Genomic DNA, 15511 nt, shown 5'->3' with positions numbered 1-15511 from the left:
TTTAGGCGCCGCCATTTCTCCTGATCGCGTGAGCGCTGGTGAAGATCCTAAAATATATATTTATCGTTTTGGTTCTTGCCGTTACGGGCATCGGCCTTTGCGTGGCTGTGCCAAGGCAGCCAGCCGTCTCCGATGACGGGTCACCCGCAGAAGCGTCCCGTCGCATTTTGGTGCTCAGCAATCCCATCCATACAGACATTGCGGTGCCGGTGGATGCGGAACTGCTGGCGCGCTTTGCCTTCCTCAGGGATGGCAACCTCGAGATCGATCATCCCGGCCTTCGCTATATCGTCTTCGGCTGGGGCGGCCGGGCGTTCTACACGCAAACGCCGACATGGGCGGATCTTAAACCCATGCCTGTGTTGAAGAGCTTTACCATCGACCAGTCGGTGATGCATGTGGCGCTTGCCGGCGATATCCCGCTGTCGGAACCGAGTGTCATGCCGGTTGATCTCTCGGCCGCAGGATATGCGAGAATGCTCGATTTTATTGTTGCGAGTTTTTCCCGACCGGAGGGTCGGGAGGTTCCGCTCATCGGCCAGTCTTACGGTGCAGACGATGCGTTTTTCGAAGCGGAAGGCGCTTTCAACGTGCTGGTCGGCTGCAACATCTGGACGGCGGCGGCACTTCGTCAGGCGGGGATCGGCACGGGGTGGTGGACGCCTTTGCCGTGGCTTTTAACGACGTCCTTGCGCTTGCATAATGATGCGGGCGTGTTCTCAGGGAGGCCGTTTCGGGTCGGCGGTTTGGGGTGAGCGACGGTCGAGCCGGTTGGCACTGTTGCTGTACCCCCTCACGTTCAACGCTTCGGCGCGCCCCGAATTGACACGACACTGCCAGTCGGATGACATGGCACCTGAAGCCTCGCCCAAAGGAAGCCAGCCACAATGCTCGACCCCCACCAACTTCTGATCGTCTACGCCGCCTACATCATTGCCACCGCGAGCCCAGGTCCGAGCAACATGACGATAATGGGCGTCGCCATGAGCCAGGGCAGGGCGCCGGCTGTGGTGCTTGCGCTCGGTGTGATGACCGGGTCTCTCACTTGGGCTGCGATTGCCGCAACTGGCCTCTCCGCCGTGCTGGCTTCCTTCGCCAACGCGCTGTTCGTCATCAAGATATTGGGTGGGATCTATCTGCTCTATCTTGCCTACAAGTCTGCGCGCTCTGCTTTCATCAACGCGCCGCAAGCAGGGGTTGGTGCAGGGAATGGCGGCAAGGCGGATTACGGCAAGCTCTATCGGCGTGGGCTTTTGCTGCATCTCACCAACCCGAAGGCGGTTCTCGGGTGGATGGCGGTCATGTCGCTTGGCCTCAAGCCCGGTGCTGGTCCCGCCACGCTTGCCGCGATCGTTGGCGGTTGCGGGCTGCTTGGACTGGTGGTTTTCTGTGGCTATGCGTTGCTGTTCTCCACCGCGCCCGCCATCCGCATGTATCAAAAGGCCAAGCGCTCGATTGAGGCAACACTTGCGCTCTTCTTTGGCTTTGCCGGTATTAAGCTGCTGCTCAGCAGGGTTTGATAGACTGCGCCAATCAGACGGGATTTCACATGTCGCACGAAACGCACACCATCCGCTTCAACCGTGTCTGCCCGATCCTGCGTATTTTCGATGAGGCCAAGGCGCGGGAGTTCTATGTCGACTTCCTCGGCTTCTCGGTGGATTGGGAGCATCGCTTCGGGGAAAACTATCCGCTCTATATGCAGGTTTCGCGCGGCGGGCTTGTTCTTCACCTCTCCGGACATCATGGCGATGCGACGCCTGGTTCGACTGTGTTTGTCGAGACGCTTAGGGTGGAAGCCTATCAGCGCGAGCTTGCGGCGAGGGACTACACTTACATGAAGCCGGGCGTCGAGCCGCTGCCCTGGGGCCTGCAGATGGAAGTGACCGATCCCTTCGGCAATCGTATCCGCTTCTGCGAGCGGCTCGAGACGGAAAGCGCTTGACCCTTCTGCGAGATTAAATCATAGAACGCGCCAACAGCGAACCGCCTGCACGAACCCTCGTGCGGGCGGTTCGTGCGTTTTGGGGTTCATTTCTGCAATTCGTTTGCATCTGCACAGGGTTTCGCCATGAATGATGAAGGTAACGCTCTCGTCCGAAAGCTGGCTTTCTGGGGCATTCCGTTTTCGTTTCTCGTCCTTGGACTGAAACTCTCGGCATGGTGGGTCACGGGCTCCGTCGCGCTACTGTCCGACGGTCTGGAATCGACCGTCAATGTGGTTGCGGCCTTCATTGCCTACTTCGTCATTCGCTATGCGCAGAAGCCAGCCGATGACGATCATCAGTTTGGTCACCACAAGGCAGAATATATATCTGCTGTGGTGGAGGGTGTGCTGATCGTCGTGGCGGCGCTGTTGATCGTCAAGGAAGCCTGGGGTGGGTTGTTCGAGCCGCGCCTGCCGGAAGCGCCGGTGCTAGGTCTGGCAATCAATGCTTTTGCCGGCGGTCTCAATGCGGTCTGGGCAACCATTCTCATTCGCGTCGGTCGCAAGCATGCTTCGCCGGCGCTAACGGCCGATGGCCATCACATCATGTCGGATGTCGTGACCTCGGTTGGCGTTCTGATCGGGCTCGTGCTGGCGATCGTCACGGGCTACGCGATCCTCGATCCGCTGCTCGCCATTCTGGTTGCCATCAATATTCTCATTCAGGGCTCCAAGGTCATTCTACACTCGCTGAGCGGACTGATGGACAAGGCGGTGGAGCCAGAGGAGGACGAGGCAATCAAGAAGGCCATTGCAGAGCATTCCGCCGGCGTCCTCAACGTGCATGACTTGAAGACGCGCCGTGCAGGGTCTGCCGCCTTCATCGATTTTCACGTCGTCGTGCCCGCCAGCATGTCGGTGGGCGCGGCGCATGAGATTTGCGATCGCCTTGAAGATGCCATAAGGGGCGTGATACCCGGAGCCACACTCGCCATCCACGTCGAGCCTGAAAGCGAACAGGCGCATGGCGTCAGGGTCAATGTTCTAGAACCAGGAGTTTAAGCCATGTCAGTGACGGATGTTTCCGGCCTGTCCCAGCTGGGCGCGCAGGTCGCAGCCCCTGAAAATCCAGAAAGTGCCGTTCTGGAGCGCGTGCCGAACGGAAATGCGGGGACGGATTACGTCGTGCGCTTCACCGCGCCGGAATTCACCTCGCTGTGCCCGATGACGGGACAGCCGGATTTCGCCCATATCGTCATCGACTATATTCCCGGTGACTTTCTGGTGGAATCGAAGTCGCTGAAACTCTTCCTGCATTCCTTCCGCAACCACGGTGCCTTCCACGAGGATTGCTCGATCTATATCGCCAAGCGGCTGGTCGATCTGCTGGCGCCTAAGTGGCTGCGTATCGGCGCTTACTGGTATCCGCGCGGCGGCATTCCCATCGATGTGTTCTGGCAGACCGGGACAGCGCCCGAAGGCGTCTGGCTGCCGGATCAGGGAGTGGCGACCTATCGTGGTCGCGGCTGACAGCCTATCCAGGAATCTCCGTTGGTCGCCTGCAAATGGCAATGTCTGCAATTCCGGTGCTCACACCAACGGAAGTTCCTGGTCAAAGTGATCAAGACTCAGACGAAGGAGCTATCGTCGCCTGAGTCGTAGTCCGTGTCATTGCTGCTGTCGTCATAGCTCGGGTCGTTGTCATCAGGCGTGTAGTCGGCCTGCTGCACGTCGTTGCCGTTGTTATCGGCATTGGCCTGCTGCTGGTCGTCGCCATAGTAATTGTTGATGACCGTTTCCTCGACCGGCGCATTGCCAAGTGCATTGCCGCCGGAGAAGGGCGAACCCCAACCGGACGACGCCATGTGGTTGGAGAAGATGCCGCTCAGCGAATTGGCAAGCAGCATGCCGCCTGCGACACCCGCGGCCGTTCCAAGCGCACCCTGAAGGAAACTGCCGCCACCGCCACCGGACCGTCCGAAGCCGGATGTCTGCTGGCTCCACGGCCCACTCGGCTGCTGTGGCTCAGGGCTTCTGCCCCAAGGTCCAGATGTCTGGCCGGACATGTCGTTGCGATAGACCGACTGCGGCTGTGGGGGCTGCGGGGTTGGGGCAGGGGCGGGAGCCTGCGGCTGATTGGTGCCGAAAATGGAGCTTAGGAAGCCGCCCTGGGTTCCGCGCTGTTGATCGCCCGCACCGGTTTCCAGCTGGTGGATGCGTTCTTCAAGCTGCTTGATGTGGGCGGCGGCCGCTTCCAATCCCTTTTCCTGCACGATAACGGCCTGTGCGAGGTAATAGGGTGCATGCGGCTGATCCCGGACCGACTGGTCGATCAGCGCTTCGGCTTCCGGGTCACGGGCGGTGGACGATGCGGTCCTGATCCTGTCGAACAGGCCCTTGAGCAGTTGGGTTTCTTCTGGTGACATCTCTTGCCTCCTTGGCATGTCGAGAAACGCATACCAAGGAAGTAGAGTTCAAATCGGATTTTTCAAAGCCCCGATTTCTTACATTTCTGTAATCCGATACCTCATCCGCCGAAGGCGAGCGAGAGACCTGCCAGCGCTGTCATGCCACCGGCGATGCGGGCTGCGATAGGACCGAAGCGCGAGACGCCGAGACCAAGGGCCACACCGGCAAGATGCAGAAGTGCCGTGGCGATCATAAAGCCGATGCCGAACTGCAGCGCGCCTGCCGTTCCAAGTTCCCCGCCATGGGCGTGACCGTGGAAGAGTGCGAAAACGCCGACAATGGCGGCCGCCGCAACGGTCGGCAACTTGGCAGCGATGGCGACCAGAAGGCCAAGGCCGATGACGGACGCAAGGATCGCAGGTTCGACGAAGGGCAGCTCGATGCCGTAGACCGCCATGAAGAAGCCGATCGCCATGGTGCCGACAAAGGCTGCCGGGACGGCCCACAATGCGTTTCTGCGGCCCTCTGTCGTCGCGATCTGCGATGCCCAAAGGCCAACCGCCACCATGGCAAGGATATGGTCTGCGCCAAACAGCGGGTGTGAAACGCCGGCCATGAAGGAGCCGTGCTCTTCCGGATTGAGATGGGCGAAAGCGGGCAGGGTGGTGGCGCCAAGGCCGGCTGCGGCAAGGATAAGTCTTTTCAACATCGTTCCCTCTTCGAATGTCTGGTCGGGTGCCTGCCGTTCTTGGGATAACGGCCACACCTTATCGCGGCCAACGATATGTCGATTCAGAAGAGCCTGTCCATGCGGCATTTGCCGGTGGTCCATGGATTGAGCGCTTTTATTAAGCAGTTCCGCGCCTTGTCTTTTTCGCTCATTGTTTTACGACACAAATCACACTATGTCCGATAGGCACTGAATTATGTTGGAGACCGTCCGTATGAACGAAGAAGAAGACGACAAGAGCAAGGAACTGCCGATCGGTAAAGAAACGGAAGCGAATCTTTTCAAGTCGCGTTCGATCTTCATTTATGGCGGTATTACCCAGGAACTGGCGCAGAAGGTCTGCACGCAGCTTGTCGCCCTCGCTGCTGCGAGCGACGACGACATCCGCGTCTACGTCAATTCGCCAGGCGGCCACGTCGAGTCCGGCGACAGCATCCACGACATGATCAAGTTCATCAAGCCGAAGGTGTACATCATCGGCACGGGCTGGGTCGCATCTGCCGGCGCGCTGATCTACGTATCGGTGCCGAAGGAACGTCGTCTTTGCCTGCCGAACACGCGCTTCCTGCTGCACCAACCCTCCGGTGGCACGCGCGGCATGGCGTCCGACATCGAAATCCAGGCGCGCGAAATCATCAAGATGAACCAGCGCCTGATCAGGATCTTCTCCAAGGCCACTGGCCAGACGGAAGAAAAGATCGCCAAGGACATCGATCGCGATTACTGGCTCGGCGCAGACGATGCCGTTTCCTATGGTCTGGTCGGCAAGATCGTCGAGCACCAGTCGGAAGTTTGACAGTCTGTCCGATAATCGCCGTTGGTGGACCGCAAATGGCAATTTCTGCGCTTCCGGTGCTCACGTACCTTAAGTACGCTGCGCTCCAGTTCTTGAAATCACCATTTTCGTCTCACCATCGACAATTCTTGAACAGACTGTGAGACGTTTCGATCTGAATTCAAAGCCCGTGCCGGTGAAAGCGGCGCGGGCTTTTTGCTTTGGGTCTGAACCTTGGCCATCTCCCACCGCAACCTCACGCAATGCGAGGCCTGCAAGGCAAGCGAAAGAGCAGGTCGGCACCCGGAATGGCTGTAATGGCCTTGCACGACTCTGTGTTTTTTGGTCAGCCTCTACTCGATCCATTATCAGAGTAGACCATGTTGAAAGATTTCTCCCTCCAGGCCCTGTTCATGGGCTGCCTCACGGCTTTCGTCGGTTTTGCCAGCTCCTTTGCCGTGGTGCTACAAGGGTTGAAGGCGGTTGGCGCGACGGATTTCGAGGCGGCGTCCGGCTTGATGGCTCTTTCGGTTTCGATGGGGCTTTGCGCCATCGTGCTGTCGGCGACGACGAGACTGCCGGTCAGCATCGCGTGGTCCACGCCCGGAGCAGCACTATTGGCGACGACGGGCGTGATCGAGGGCGGGTTTCCGGCTGCTGTGGGCGCCTTCATCATCTGCGCGGCCTTCATCATCATTGCCGGGCTGTTCCGCCCGCTTGGGCGCGCGGTGGCCTCCATTCCGGCGCCGCTTGCCAATGCCATGCTTTCGGGCGTCATCATCGGGCTCTGCTTTGCGCCGATCAAGGCGATTGGTTTCAATCCGGCGCTCGGCCTGCCGATCATTCTGGCCTGGATCGTCGTTGGGGCCTTCAAGCGGCTGTTTGCCGTGCCGGCAGCACTCGCAGCTTTCGTGCTGGTGATGATCTTCGGCGTGGACATCCCGGCTGGCGCCTTCGATGCGCTGGCGCAATCTTTGACCCCGCCGATGGAATGGGTGACACCGAGTTTCAGCCTGCATGCGTTGGTTTCCATCGCATTGCCGCTCTTCATCGTCACCATGGCATCGCAGAATATTCCCGGCATCGCGGTGCTGAAGGTCAATCATTACGATCCGCAGCCCGGGCCACTCTTTGCAACGACCGGCTTCTTTTCGCTTCTTTCCGCACCCTTCGGCGGCCATGCGGTCAACCTCGCCGCCATCACCGCTGCCATGTGCGCCGGTGAGGACGCCCATCCCGATCCCAAGCGCCGCTACTGGGCCGCGATCATTGGCGGCGTCGGCTACATCATCTTAGGCCTGCTGGCCGGTGTCGTGACCGCCTTCGTTGCATTGGCGCCGCCCATTCTCATTCAAGCGGTGGCGGGTCTGGCGCTTGTCGGCGCTTTTTCGGGCTCGGCGGTTGCTGCCTTCAAGGAGCCGGAGACACGGGAAGCGGCGGCGATCACGTTTCTCGTCACGGCATCCGGGCTTTCCTTCGGTGGAATTTCCGGCGCATTCTGGGGTTTGCTCGGGGGAGGGCTGATGCTGGCGCTGCAGCGAGCTGTCATCGCCGTGCGAGCACGCTCGCTAAAATGACAAGTCACGGCAGAAGATTACTTGTCAGATCAAAAACCGCTGTTTATAGAAAAACCATGACCAGTTGCACCAAGATCTTTTCCGGCATGAGCGCGCAGATTTCTGCGAAGGCTTCGCCGTGCGGTGCACTCTCGCTTCTTAGCCTCGACCTTACACGCGGTTGCCGGGTCCAGTGAGGAGCGCCCGGCGGCCGAAAGCCCGCTGGTGCCAATGCTCCTCATCTCGAAATCTCATTTCATTCTGGATTTAGGCCCGACAACGGGTGAAGCATCCGCAGGCGGCTTTTCAAGCGCCTGGATGCTCAAGGAGCAAGACGATGGACGCGAAGACAAACAGCATTTCCAAGGGCATGCCGGAAGCAGGCGTGAAATATCGCCCCTATCCCGCCATCAACATTCCCGACCGCACATGGCCCGGCAAGACCATCGACAAGGCCCCGATCTGGTGTTCGGTGGACTTGCGTGACGGCAACCAGTCGCTGGTCAATCCAATGGGTCATGATCGCAAGGCGCGCATGTTCAAGCTGCTGCTCGACATGGGCTTCAAGGAAATCGAGATCGGTTTCCCATCCGCCTCGCAGACGGATTTCGACTTTGCCCGCTGGTGCGTGGAAGAGGGGAATGTGCCGGATGACGTATCGCTGCAGGTCTTGGTGCAGTGCCGCCCGGAACTGATCACCCGCACCTTCGAGGCGCTGGAAGGTGCCAAGAACCCGATCATCCATTTCTACAACTCGACCAGCGAATTGCAGCGCCGCGTGGTCTTCGGCAAGGACGTCCACGGCATCAAGCAGATTGCCGTCGATGCGGCGAAGATGATCACCGACATGGCGACAAAGGCTGGCGGCGGTTATCGCTTCGAATATTCGCCGGAAAGCTTTACCGGCACGGAGCTGGAAGTGGCGCTGGACATCTGCAACGCCGTGATCGACGTTGTGAAGCCGACCGCCGATAACAAGCTGATCCTCAATCTGCCCTCCACCGTGGAAATGGCGACGCCGAACATCTATGCCGACCAGATCGAATGGATGTGCCGCAATATCGACAACCGCGAAAATATCATCATCTCGCTGCACCCGCACAATGACCGCGGCACGGGCATTGCCGCAACCGAACTCGGCCTGATGGCTGGTGCTGACCGTGTCGAAGGCACGCTGTTTGGCAATGGCGAGCGCACGGGCAATGTGGATGTGGTGACGCTCGCGCTGAACATGTATACTCAGGGCGTGGACCCGGAACTGGATTGCACCGATATCGAGCGCATCAAGGCCGTCTACGAATATTCCAATGAAATGACGATCCCCGAGCGTCACCCCTATGTCGGCGAACTGGTCTACACCGCCTTCTCCGGCTCGCATCAGGATGCGATCAACAAGGGCATGAAGGCGATCAAGGTCGCCAATCACCCCGTCTGGGAAGTGCCCTATCTGCCGATCGATCCTAAGGATGTCGGCCGCTCCTACGAGGCGATCATCCGTATCAACTCGCAGTCCGGCAAGGGTGGCATCGCCTATATCCTGCAGGAGGATTACGGCCTGAACCTGCCGCGCAATCTGCAGGTGGAGTTTCGCGAGGACATTCAGCGCATCACTGACGAGGAAGGCGTGGAACTGCCCGCCAAGCGCATCTATGAGCGCTTCATGGAGCGCTATGTGACGCAGTCCAATGCGCGTCTGAAATTCGTCGATCACCACACCTATCCGGCTGGCGACTTCAAGGGCGTACGCGTCGTTGCTGCCGAGATCATGGACAAGGGCGAAGTGAAGCGGATCGAGGGCAAGGGTACCGGTCCGATTGATGGCTTCATCAATGCGCTGTCGACCTATCTCGGCATCGATCTGTCGGTGAATGACTATTCCGAACACTCGCTGCAGCACGGCTCCAACGCATCGGCCATCGCCTATGTCGAGATGGAGCATCCGGGCGGAAAGCTCTTCGGTGCCGGCATCAATACCAACATCGTTGCGGCCTCGCTGGAAGCGATCGTTTCTGCGGCCAACCGCGTGCTGGAAGAGCGGGCGAAGTAAGTGGAGCGTATCTGGTCAGCCCGAGTTTCGGGCTGACGTCCTCTTCGTTGCGCAGACGCGCAACGGCTGGATCCCTGTGACAAGCACAGGGATGAGGGGAGAGTGAGGAGCTTTTCGAGAGATCATAAACCGTGCAGGTAGTGAGAAATATCCTGCCAATCGGGGTTCTCCGCCTCTATGAGGTTCAACTTCCATTGGCGAGGCCATTTCTTGATCGTCTTTTCACGCGTAATTGCCGTCGTCAGCAGATCGTACTCTTCAAACCAGACCAGGGTTTTGACGTTATATCTTGGATGTAAAGCCTGGAGTTAGTTCGTTTTGATGCTCAAAAAGCCTATTGGGTAAGTCCTTCGTTACACCGGTGTAGAGGGTGCCGTTTCGCTTCGAGGCAAGAATGTAGACATAACCTTTCATAGTCGCATCCTGCCGGGAGAAAGATGACGATGCAAGATGCTCACGTCTGGGCGCACTTAGCCCAAGGCGCGGAAGTCTTTGATTGGCAGGACGGTTTCAATGACCTCCCTCATCCCTGTGCTCGTCACAGGGATCCAGCGTGATCAAGTCTTTGATCACCCAAGACTCTTCCTTCAACCAGACAGATCTACTCCTCCGGCGCCTGTTCCACCGGGTTGCTGAACCCAAGCGGGTGGCCGTTGTGGTAGAAGACGCGGATGTCTTCGAGTTCTATGCCGGTTGCCTTCTCGTTGAGGCTGAAGCGTTCGCAGGTCACCTCCCATGTGCCGGGGCCGCCCGAAATGTTGAAGAGATTGTAGCCGGCGCGCGGCTTCTCGGCGCCCGGCCCCTGGCTCGCCGAGGCGATGCCGACGACAGGGATGTGGTCCTGGCCACGATGGGTGTTCAGCCAGTAGACGGTGTTGAGGTGGGTGTGGCCGTGGAGCACGAGTTCGGCGCCGCCGGTGCCGAGTGCTGCAGCAAAGCGGCGGATGCCGATCATGCGCTTGTGGGTAGCAGCCGCGCCGCGCACGGGTGGGTGATGGATCATCACCACGCGGAACAGGCCTTGCTCTCCGGCCTTTTTCAGCAGATCCGCGGTCGCACGCGCCTGGCGGCGGCCGAAATATCCTGTGGCGGAGAAGGGCGGGGTGGCGATCGAGGTGGAGCAGCCGATCAGTGCGACCGGGCCGCGCACGCGCATATAGGGGAATATCTTGCGGTCTTCATTCCAGTCTTGCGCATCGCCATCGCCTCGAACGTAAGGATACCAGGCCGCCATGGCCTTGTCGTGTGCGCCAGGCACATAGGCGTCGTGGTTGCCGGGCACGACGGACACCTTCAGCGGGTCGCCCACTTCCTCCAGCCAGTCGGCGGCAGCGCGGATTTCGATGCCGGTCGCCAGATTGACGAGGTCTCCGGTGATCGCGATGTGATCCGGCGCCTTGGTTTCCATATCGTCCACCAAGCGCTCCAGCGTGTCGGTGAAAAGATGCTTGCGGCGGTTGAGCCGCCAGTTCACAAAGCCGGTGATGCGCTTGGACGCCAATTCGCGGAAGGTGAGCTTTGGCAATGGGCCGAGGTGAACGTCGGAAATATGGGCGAGCTTGAACATGGGGTCAGACATATCGTATCCGTGTTGAGGCGTCCAATGCGAAGCCTCGGCATTTCAAGGGGATAAGTGCTTCAATCGGGCAGAAATCCATCAGGTGACGGAGAGTTGAACGTTGGTTGAGAACCGCAAGCTCGGTGAAGGGTTCCGGCAACTCCTTCGGAATATCGCCAAAAGGATTGTACACCGGTTCTTTTTTCTGCGGCGCGGCATGACGCTTGGGGTGCGGGCGGCGTGTTTCGATGATGAGGGCCGCATCTTTCTCGTGCGCCACACCTATGTCTCCGGCTGGCATATGCCGGGTGGCGGCGTTGAGCGACAGGAAACGGGATTGCAGGCGCTGCACAAGGAAATCCGCGAAGAGGGCAATCTGGTCGCGACGTCTGCTCCTCACCTGATGCACGTCTATTTCAACAACCGCACGAGCGATCGCGACCATGTGCTGTTCTATCGCCTCAGCGTTAGACAGACCGCGGTGAAGGTGCCGGATCGCGAGATTGCCGAGAGCGGGTTTTTCCCGCTCGATGCTCTGCCCGACGGGACGACACCAGCGACGCGTCGTCGTCTCGCGGACCTCACGGGTGACGCTTTGCCGGACGATTACTGGTAGCCTCCCGCCAACCTTGCGCGATCATGGGCCTTTTCGAGCTCCAATTCCGGTCCAACCGGGACGATGCCCGTCGGGTTGATCGTCTTGTGGCTGCGGTAATAATGCTCCTTGATGTGGCGCATATCGACCGTCTCCGGCACGCCGGGCGTCTGGAAGAGATCGCGCAGATAGCCGGTGAGATTCGGGTAGTCGTGAATGCGGCGGATGTTGCATTTGAAGTGGCCGACATAGACCGGATCGAAACGCACGAGCGTGGTGAACAGCCGCCAGTCGGCCTCCGTCTGCTCAGGCCCTAGAAGAAAGCGCTGGTTTGAGAGGCGTTCTTCAAGGATGTTGAGTGTTTCGAAGACCTTGATGGCACTTTCCTGATAGGCGTCCTGCGTGGTGGCAAAGCCCGCCTTGTAGACGCCGTTGTTGACGGTGTCGTAGATCAGGTCGTTGAGCTGGTCGATTTCACTGCGCCTTTGTTCCGGATAGAAATCGAGCTCAGATCCGGTCAACGCATCGAAGGCGCTATTGAACATGCGGATGATCTCCGCCGACTCATTGGAGACGATGGTGTTCTGCTGCTTGTCCCAAAGAACGGGCACGGTGACGCGGCCGGAATAGTGCGGATCGGCCTTGGTGTAGACCTGCCAGAGAAACGACGAACCGAAGAGATGATCCTCCGTCGCGCCCGGCGTGCGCTCCTCCTGAGGCTTGAACTCCCAGCCGTTTTCCAGCATCAGCGGATCGACGACGGAAACCGAAATATAGTCGTCGAGCTTCTTCAGCTTGCGGAAGATGAGGGTGCGATGCGCCCAGGGACAAGCGAGCGAGACGTAGAGGTGATAGCGATCCTTCTCCGCCTTGAAGCCGCCCTTGCCGGAGGGGCCGGGCTCGCCATCGGCGGTGATCCAGTTGCGGAACTGCGAAGCGCTGCGCTTAAAATGGCCCTTGGTTTCCTTGGTGTCGTACCACACATCCTGCCAAACGCCCTCGACCAGCCTGCCCATCTGCATTCTCCCTTTGTTTCTTCTCTCACCCTAAGGCGCTCAGCGGTTAAAGCGAACCCTCGCATCAATGAACAATGCGTTCTCCCTTCGTGAATGCAACCGCAGGGCCATTTGTTCTGGACCGTCTCATAATTTCCTGATATCTGCGATTTTCATAATCTTGAGGAAATTCTCCCCTATGACCGAACCACGGACGCTCCGACGACGCTGACGCTCTTCTTGCCCTGTCAGGCAATGTCAGGTGCACCGTCACATATCGTCATGTCCGTATTCAACGTTCCGGTCTCTTCATGTCCAAGCACGAACTGGTCTACCTCACCGAGGACGCGTCTCACGACGCCGTTATCGAACTTATCAATGCAGAAGCTTTCGGCCCAGGCCGGCACACACGCGCTGCCGCGCGTATCCGCGAGCAGGGGCCTCATGACCGCTCGCTCTCCTTTATCTGCGCCGATGATGGCGAGACCATCGCTTCGGTGCGGATGACGCCGGTTCGCGCAGGTGAGGTGAAGGGCCATATGCTTGGGCCGCTGGCGGTTCGGCCCTCGCACAAGAACAGGGGCATCGGGCGTGAACTGGTGCGCATTGCGATTGCAGCTGCCAAGCGCAAGGGCTCCGAGGCGGTAATCCTGATCGGCGATCCACCCTATTACATGCCGCTCGGCTTCGAGAAGGTCGCCTATGGTGCGCTCGATTTTCCAGGACCTGTCGACATGAACCGGGTGCTCGTCGTGCCCTTGGTGGATGATGTTCATGCTCGGTTGAAAGGCACGATTGGCTGGCGGAATGACGACGCCGAAGCGGTGGATGCGCAGGACGAGGTTGTGTTTAATCTGCCTCTTCGTGCCATGGGTTGACGCAACCGCAGCTATAACGCCTTGACAGTCTCTACCAGCGGACCGTAGCACTTTGCCCTAGGGTAACGACTCTGGTCGCAAGGGGGCGATGATGACGTCAATTACGATGAACGATGCGCTGGCTCGCGCAGGAGCCGGTGCCTACCAGCGCCGGTTGATGGGTATCTTCGGACTGGTCTGGGCGGCGGATGCCATGCAGGTGCTGGCGGTGGGGTTCACCGCCGCCTCGATTGCCGCGACGTTCGGGCTTACCGTCCCGCAGGCACTGCAGACGGGGACCGCCTTCTTCCTCGGCATGCTGCTTGGCGCCATCGGCTTTGGTCGGATGGCGGATCGTTATGGTCGCCGTCGGGTCTTGATCGTCACCGTGGCCTGCGATGCCGTCTTCGGCATTCTCTCTATATTTGCACCGGATTTCACCATTCTTCTGGTTCTGCGCTTCCTCACGGGTGCAGCTGTCGGCGGTACGCTGCCGGTGGATTATGCGATGATGGCGGAATTTCTGCCGGCAAAAAACCGTGGCCGCTGGCTCGTTCTGCTGGAAGGCTTCTGGGCCGTCGGTACGCTCGTGGTGGCAATTGCCGCATGGATTGCGAGCCTTTACCAACTCCAGGATGCATGGCGCTACATCTTTGCCGTCACCGCATTCCCTGCGCTGATCGGCATCGGCCTGCGTTTCCTCGTGCCGGAATCGCCGCTCTATCTGTTGAAGAGCGGTCGTTCGGAAGAAGCGAAAGTCGTGGTCAATGCCATGCTGAAGACCAATGGTCGCGCGCAACTGGATGCAGGCACAGGCATCGCCCAGTCCAAGGCTGTGAAGGGGCAGGGCCTGTTTTCGCCGGCTCTTCGTCAGCGCAGCATCATGATCCTTGCCATCTGGTTCCTGGTCTCGGTCTCTTATTATGGCGTCTTCACCTGGATGCCCGCCCGACTTGCGGGTGAAGGCTTCGGCTTCGTTCGCGGCTATGGCTTCCTGGTCCTCGTCGCACTCGCCCAGATCCCCGGCTATGCGCTTGCTGCCTACGGCGTGGAAAAATGGGGCCGCAAGCCAACGCTGATCGGCTTCTGCCTGCTTTCCGCGCTCGGCTGCCTGCTCTTCACACTCGCGACGACCGGTACGATCATCGCCGCATCTCTGCTCCTGATGAGCTTTGCGCTGCTCGGCACATGGGGCGCGCTCTATGCCTATACGCCGGAGCTCTACCCGACGGAATCACGCGCCACCGGCATGGGGGCAGCCGGTGCCATGGCCCGCCTCGGCGGGTTGCTGGCACCTTCGGTGCTTGGCTATGCCATTGCTCAGGGGTTTGGGTTTGCAGTTGGCATATTCGCAGGTCTCCTGGTGCTGGCGGCAATCGCCGCAACCATGATCAATGCCGAGACGCGGCAGGTCAGCCTGTCTTGAACGGACCTCAAGTCAGATCGTCGAGGTCCACCTTGAGGACTTCGGCGATCTTCTTCATGACGGAGAGGCTTCCTTCCTTCTTGCCGCCTTCAATCTCTGAAAGATAGGGCGCGCTGATGCCCGCCTCGGCCGCAAGGTCTTTCGCCGATAGTCCTCGGTGAGAACGCCATACCTTCACGGCACTCTCCCCAGAAAGAAGGCGGGTTACGATTTCCGCTGGCACAAGTTCGTCACGTCCGGCCGAGATGTCTGCCTTGATCCTGTTTGCCGCGGCAATGTCTGCCTGGTCGATCAAGCTCTCATACTCCGCTAGAGGTAGGATGACGAGTGTTTCGCCGTTGGGTGTCTTTATCGTTTGCATATGCAACTCCTACTGATAGACGCTGCCACGCGGGCCGATTTGAATGATCTCCAAGATATGCCCGTCGTCGTCCATTATGACGCGCCAATTGCCCACTCGAAGCCTGATGTATGGTGATCCCACAAGCGCCTTGACATTATTGGTCAGAGAGGTCGGATCATCCGCATATTGTTCGATCTTAGCGACAATCCGCTTTGCTTCGGTTGCCGACAGGCGACGAAGAGTTCTGATCGACGCTTTGCTGTAGGCAATTTTCTTCATGACTTAAAATAGCT

18 protein-coding genes and 1 pseudogene are annotated in these 15511 nt (G+C 59.1%); 11 read left to right on the top strand and 8 right to left on the bottom strand.

What is annotated here, in order from left to right:
- The first annotated feature begins 38 nt into the window (after positions 1-38).
- From EYC79_RS19365 to queF, 5 genes are all read left to right on the top strand, one after another.
- Positions 39-755, top strand: coding sequence for a TIGR02117 family protein (locus tag EYC79_RS19365; RefSeq protein ID WP_245495321.1), 717 nt, complete (start codon positions 39-41; stop codon positions 753-755).
- A gap of 132 nt (positions 756-887) precedes the next feature.
- Complete coding sequence (locus EYC79_RS19360; RefSeq protein ID WP_130979177.1) at positions 888-1520, top strand: LysE family translocator; 633 nt, start codon at positions 888-890, stop codon at positions 1518-1520.
- Between the two features lie 29 nt (positions 1521-1549).
- Positions 1550-1945, top strand: coding sequence for a glyoxalase superfamily protein (locus EYC79_RS19355; RefSeq protein ID WP_130979175.1), 396 nt, complete (start codon positions 1550-1552; stop codon positions 1943-1945).
- 126 nt (positions 1946-2071) lie between these two features.
- Positions 2072-2989: a cation diffusion facilitator family transporter gene (locus EYC79_RS19350; protein WP_112955125.1), complete on the top strand. Its 918-nt coding sequence runs from the start codon at positions 2072-2074 to the stop codon at positions 2987-2989.
- Positions 2990-2992: 3 nt separating this feature from the next.
- Complete coding sequence (queF, locus tag EYC79_RS19345; protein WP_130979173.1) at positions 2993-3457, top strand: preQ(1) synthase; 465 nt, start codon at positions 2993-2995, stop codon at positions 3455-3457.
- A gap of 98 nt (positions 3458-3555) precedes the next feature.
- Here the strand turns inward: queF and EYC79_RS19340 are convergent, their stop codons facing one another.
- Together EYC79_RS19340 and EYC79_RS19335 are read right to left on the bottom strand one after the other, a co-directional pair.
- On the bottom strand, positions 3556-4353 hold the full coding sequence (locus tag EYC79_RS19340; RefSeq protein WP_062440204.1) for a DUF2076 domain-containing protein: 798 nt from the start codon (positions 4351-4353) through the stop codon (positions 3556-3558).
- Positions 4354-4454: 101 nt separating this feature from the next.
- Positions 4455-5045: a HupE/UreJ family protein gene (locus EYC79_RS19335; RefSeq protein WP_130979171.1), complete on the bottom strand. Its 591-nt coding sequence runs from the start codon at positions 5043-5045 to the stop codon at positions 4455-4457.
- Between the two features lie 235 nt (positions 5046-5280).
- On the opposite strand from EYC79_RS19335, the gene EYC79_RS19330 reads away from it, so the two are divergent.
- The 3 genes from EYC79_RS19330 to leuA all read left to right on the top strand — a co-directional run bounded on the left by EYC79_RS19330 (position 5281) and on the right by leuA (position 9444).
- Positions 5281-5862, top strand: coding sequence for an ATP-dependent Clp protease proteolytic subunit (locus EYC79_RS19330; protein ID WP_062426353.1), 582 nt, complete (start codon positions 5281-5283; stop codon positions 5860-5862).
- A gap of 359 nt (positions 5863-6221) precedes the next feature.
- Positions 6222-7418 carry a benzoate/H(+) symporter BenE family transporter gene (locus EYC79_RS19325; RefSeq protein WP_130979169.1) on the top strand — a complete coding sequence of 399 codons (1197 nt, stop codon included), beginning with the start codon at positions 6222-6224 and terminating at the stop codon, positions 7416-7418.
- A gap of 316 nt (positions 7419-7734) precedes the next feature.
- A complete protein-coding gene (leuA, locus tag EYC79_RS19320; RefSeq protein ID WP_130979167.1) occupies positions 7735-9444 on the top strand; it encodes a 2-isopropylmalate synthase in 1710 nt (569 codons plus the stop codon).
- Positions 9445-9566: 122 nt separating this feature from the next.
- On the opposite strand, the pseudogene EYC79_RS19315 reads toward leuA, so the two are convergent.
- From EYC79_RS19315 to EYC79_RS23525, 3 genes and pseudogenes are all read right to left on the bottom strand, one after another.
- A pseudogene (locus tag EYC79_RS19315) lies at positions 9567-9858 on the bottom strand (GIY-YIG nuclease family protein).
- A 187-nt stretch (positions 9859-10045) separates the two neighbouring features.
- Positions 10046-11011, bottom strand: a complete 966-nt coding sequence (locus EYC79_RS19310) for a metallophosphoesterase family protein (RefSeq protein WP_130979380.1) — start codon at positions 11009-11011, stop codon at positions 10046-10048.
- A 4-nt stretch (positions 11012-11015) separates the two neighbouring features.
- Positions 11016-11282: a hypothetical protein gene (locus tag EYC79_RS23525; RefSeq protein WP_165457076.1), complete on the bottom strand. Its 267-nt coding sequence runs from the start codon at positions 11280-11282 to the stop codon at positions 11016-11018.
- Between EYC79_RS23525 and EYC79_RS19305 the strand changes: the two genes are divergently transcribed.
- Complete coding sequence (locus EYC79_RS19305; protein WP_130979165.1) at positions 11220-11618, top strand: NUDIX domain-containing protein; 399 nt, start codon at positions 11220-11222, stop codon at positions 11616-11618. The two genes, EYC79_RS23525 and EYC79_RS19305, sit on opposite strands and share 63 nt — an antisense overlap.
- Here EYC79_RS19305 and EYC79_RS19300 read toward each other — a convergent pair.
- Positions 11609-12613: a glutathione S-transferase family protein gene (locus tag EYC79_RS19300; RefSeq protein WP_130979164.1), complete on the bottom strand. Its 1005-nt coding sequence runs from the start codon at positions 12611-12613 to the stop codon at positions 11609-11611. The two genes, EYC79_RS19305 and EYC79_RS19300, sit on opposite strands and share 10 nt — an antisense overlap.
- A gap of 290 nt (positions 12614-12903) precedes the next feature.
- On the opposite strand from EYC79_RS19300, the gene EYC79_RS19295 reads away from it, so the two are divergent.
- Positions 12904-13470, top strand: coding sequence for a GNAT family N-acetyltransferase (locus EYC79_RS19295; RefSeq protein ID WP_130979162.1), 567 nt, complete (start codon positions 12904-12906; stop codon positions 13468-13470).
- A gap of 91 nt (positions 13471-13561) precedes the next feature.
- The gene (locus EYC79_RS19290; RefSeq protein ID WP_130979160.1) at positions 13562-14875 is read left to right on the top strand and encodes an MFS transporter; all 1314 of its coding nucleotides are present in this window, start codon (positions 13562-13564) and stop codon (positions 14873-14875) included.
- 7 nt (positions 14876-14882) lie between these two features.
- Here the strand turns inward: EYC79_RS19290 and EYC79_RS19285 are convergent, their stop codons facing one another.
- Positions 14883-15236: a helix-turn-helix domain-containing protein gene (locus EYC79_RS19285; RefSeq protein ID WP_130979158.1), complete on the bottom strand. Its 354-nt coding sequence runs from the start codon at positions 15234-15236 to the stop codon at positions 14883-14885.
- Positions 15237-15245: 9 nt separating this feature from the next.
- The gene (locus EYC79_RS19280; protein ID WP_130979157.1) at positions 15246-15497 is read right to left on the bottom strand and encodes a type II toxin-antitoxin system RelE family toxin; all 252 of its coding nucleotides are present in this window, start codon (positions 15495-15497) and stop codon (positions 15246-15248) included.
- Positions 15498-15511 lie beyond the last annotated feature (14 nt).

Source organism: Agrobacterium cavarae, assembly GCF_004310285.1.
In the GTDB taxonomy this organism is placed as follows: domain Bacteria; phylum Pseudomonadota; class Alphaproteobacteria; order Rhizobiales; family Rhizobiaceae; genus Agrobacterium; species Agrobacterium cavarae.
This window is presented reverse-complemented; position numbering and strand designations above follow the sequence as displayed.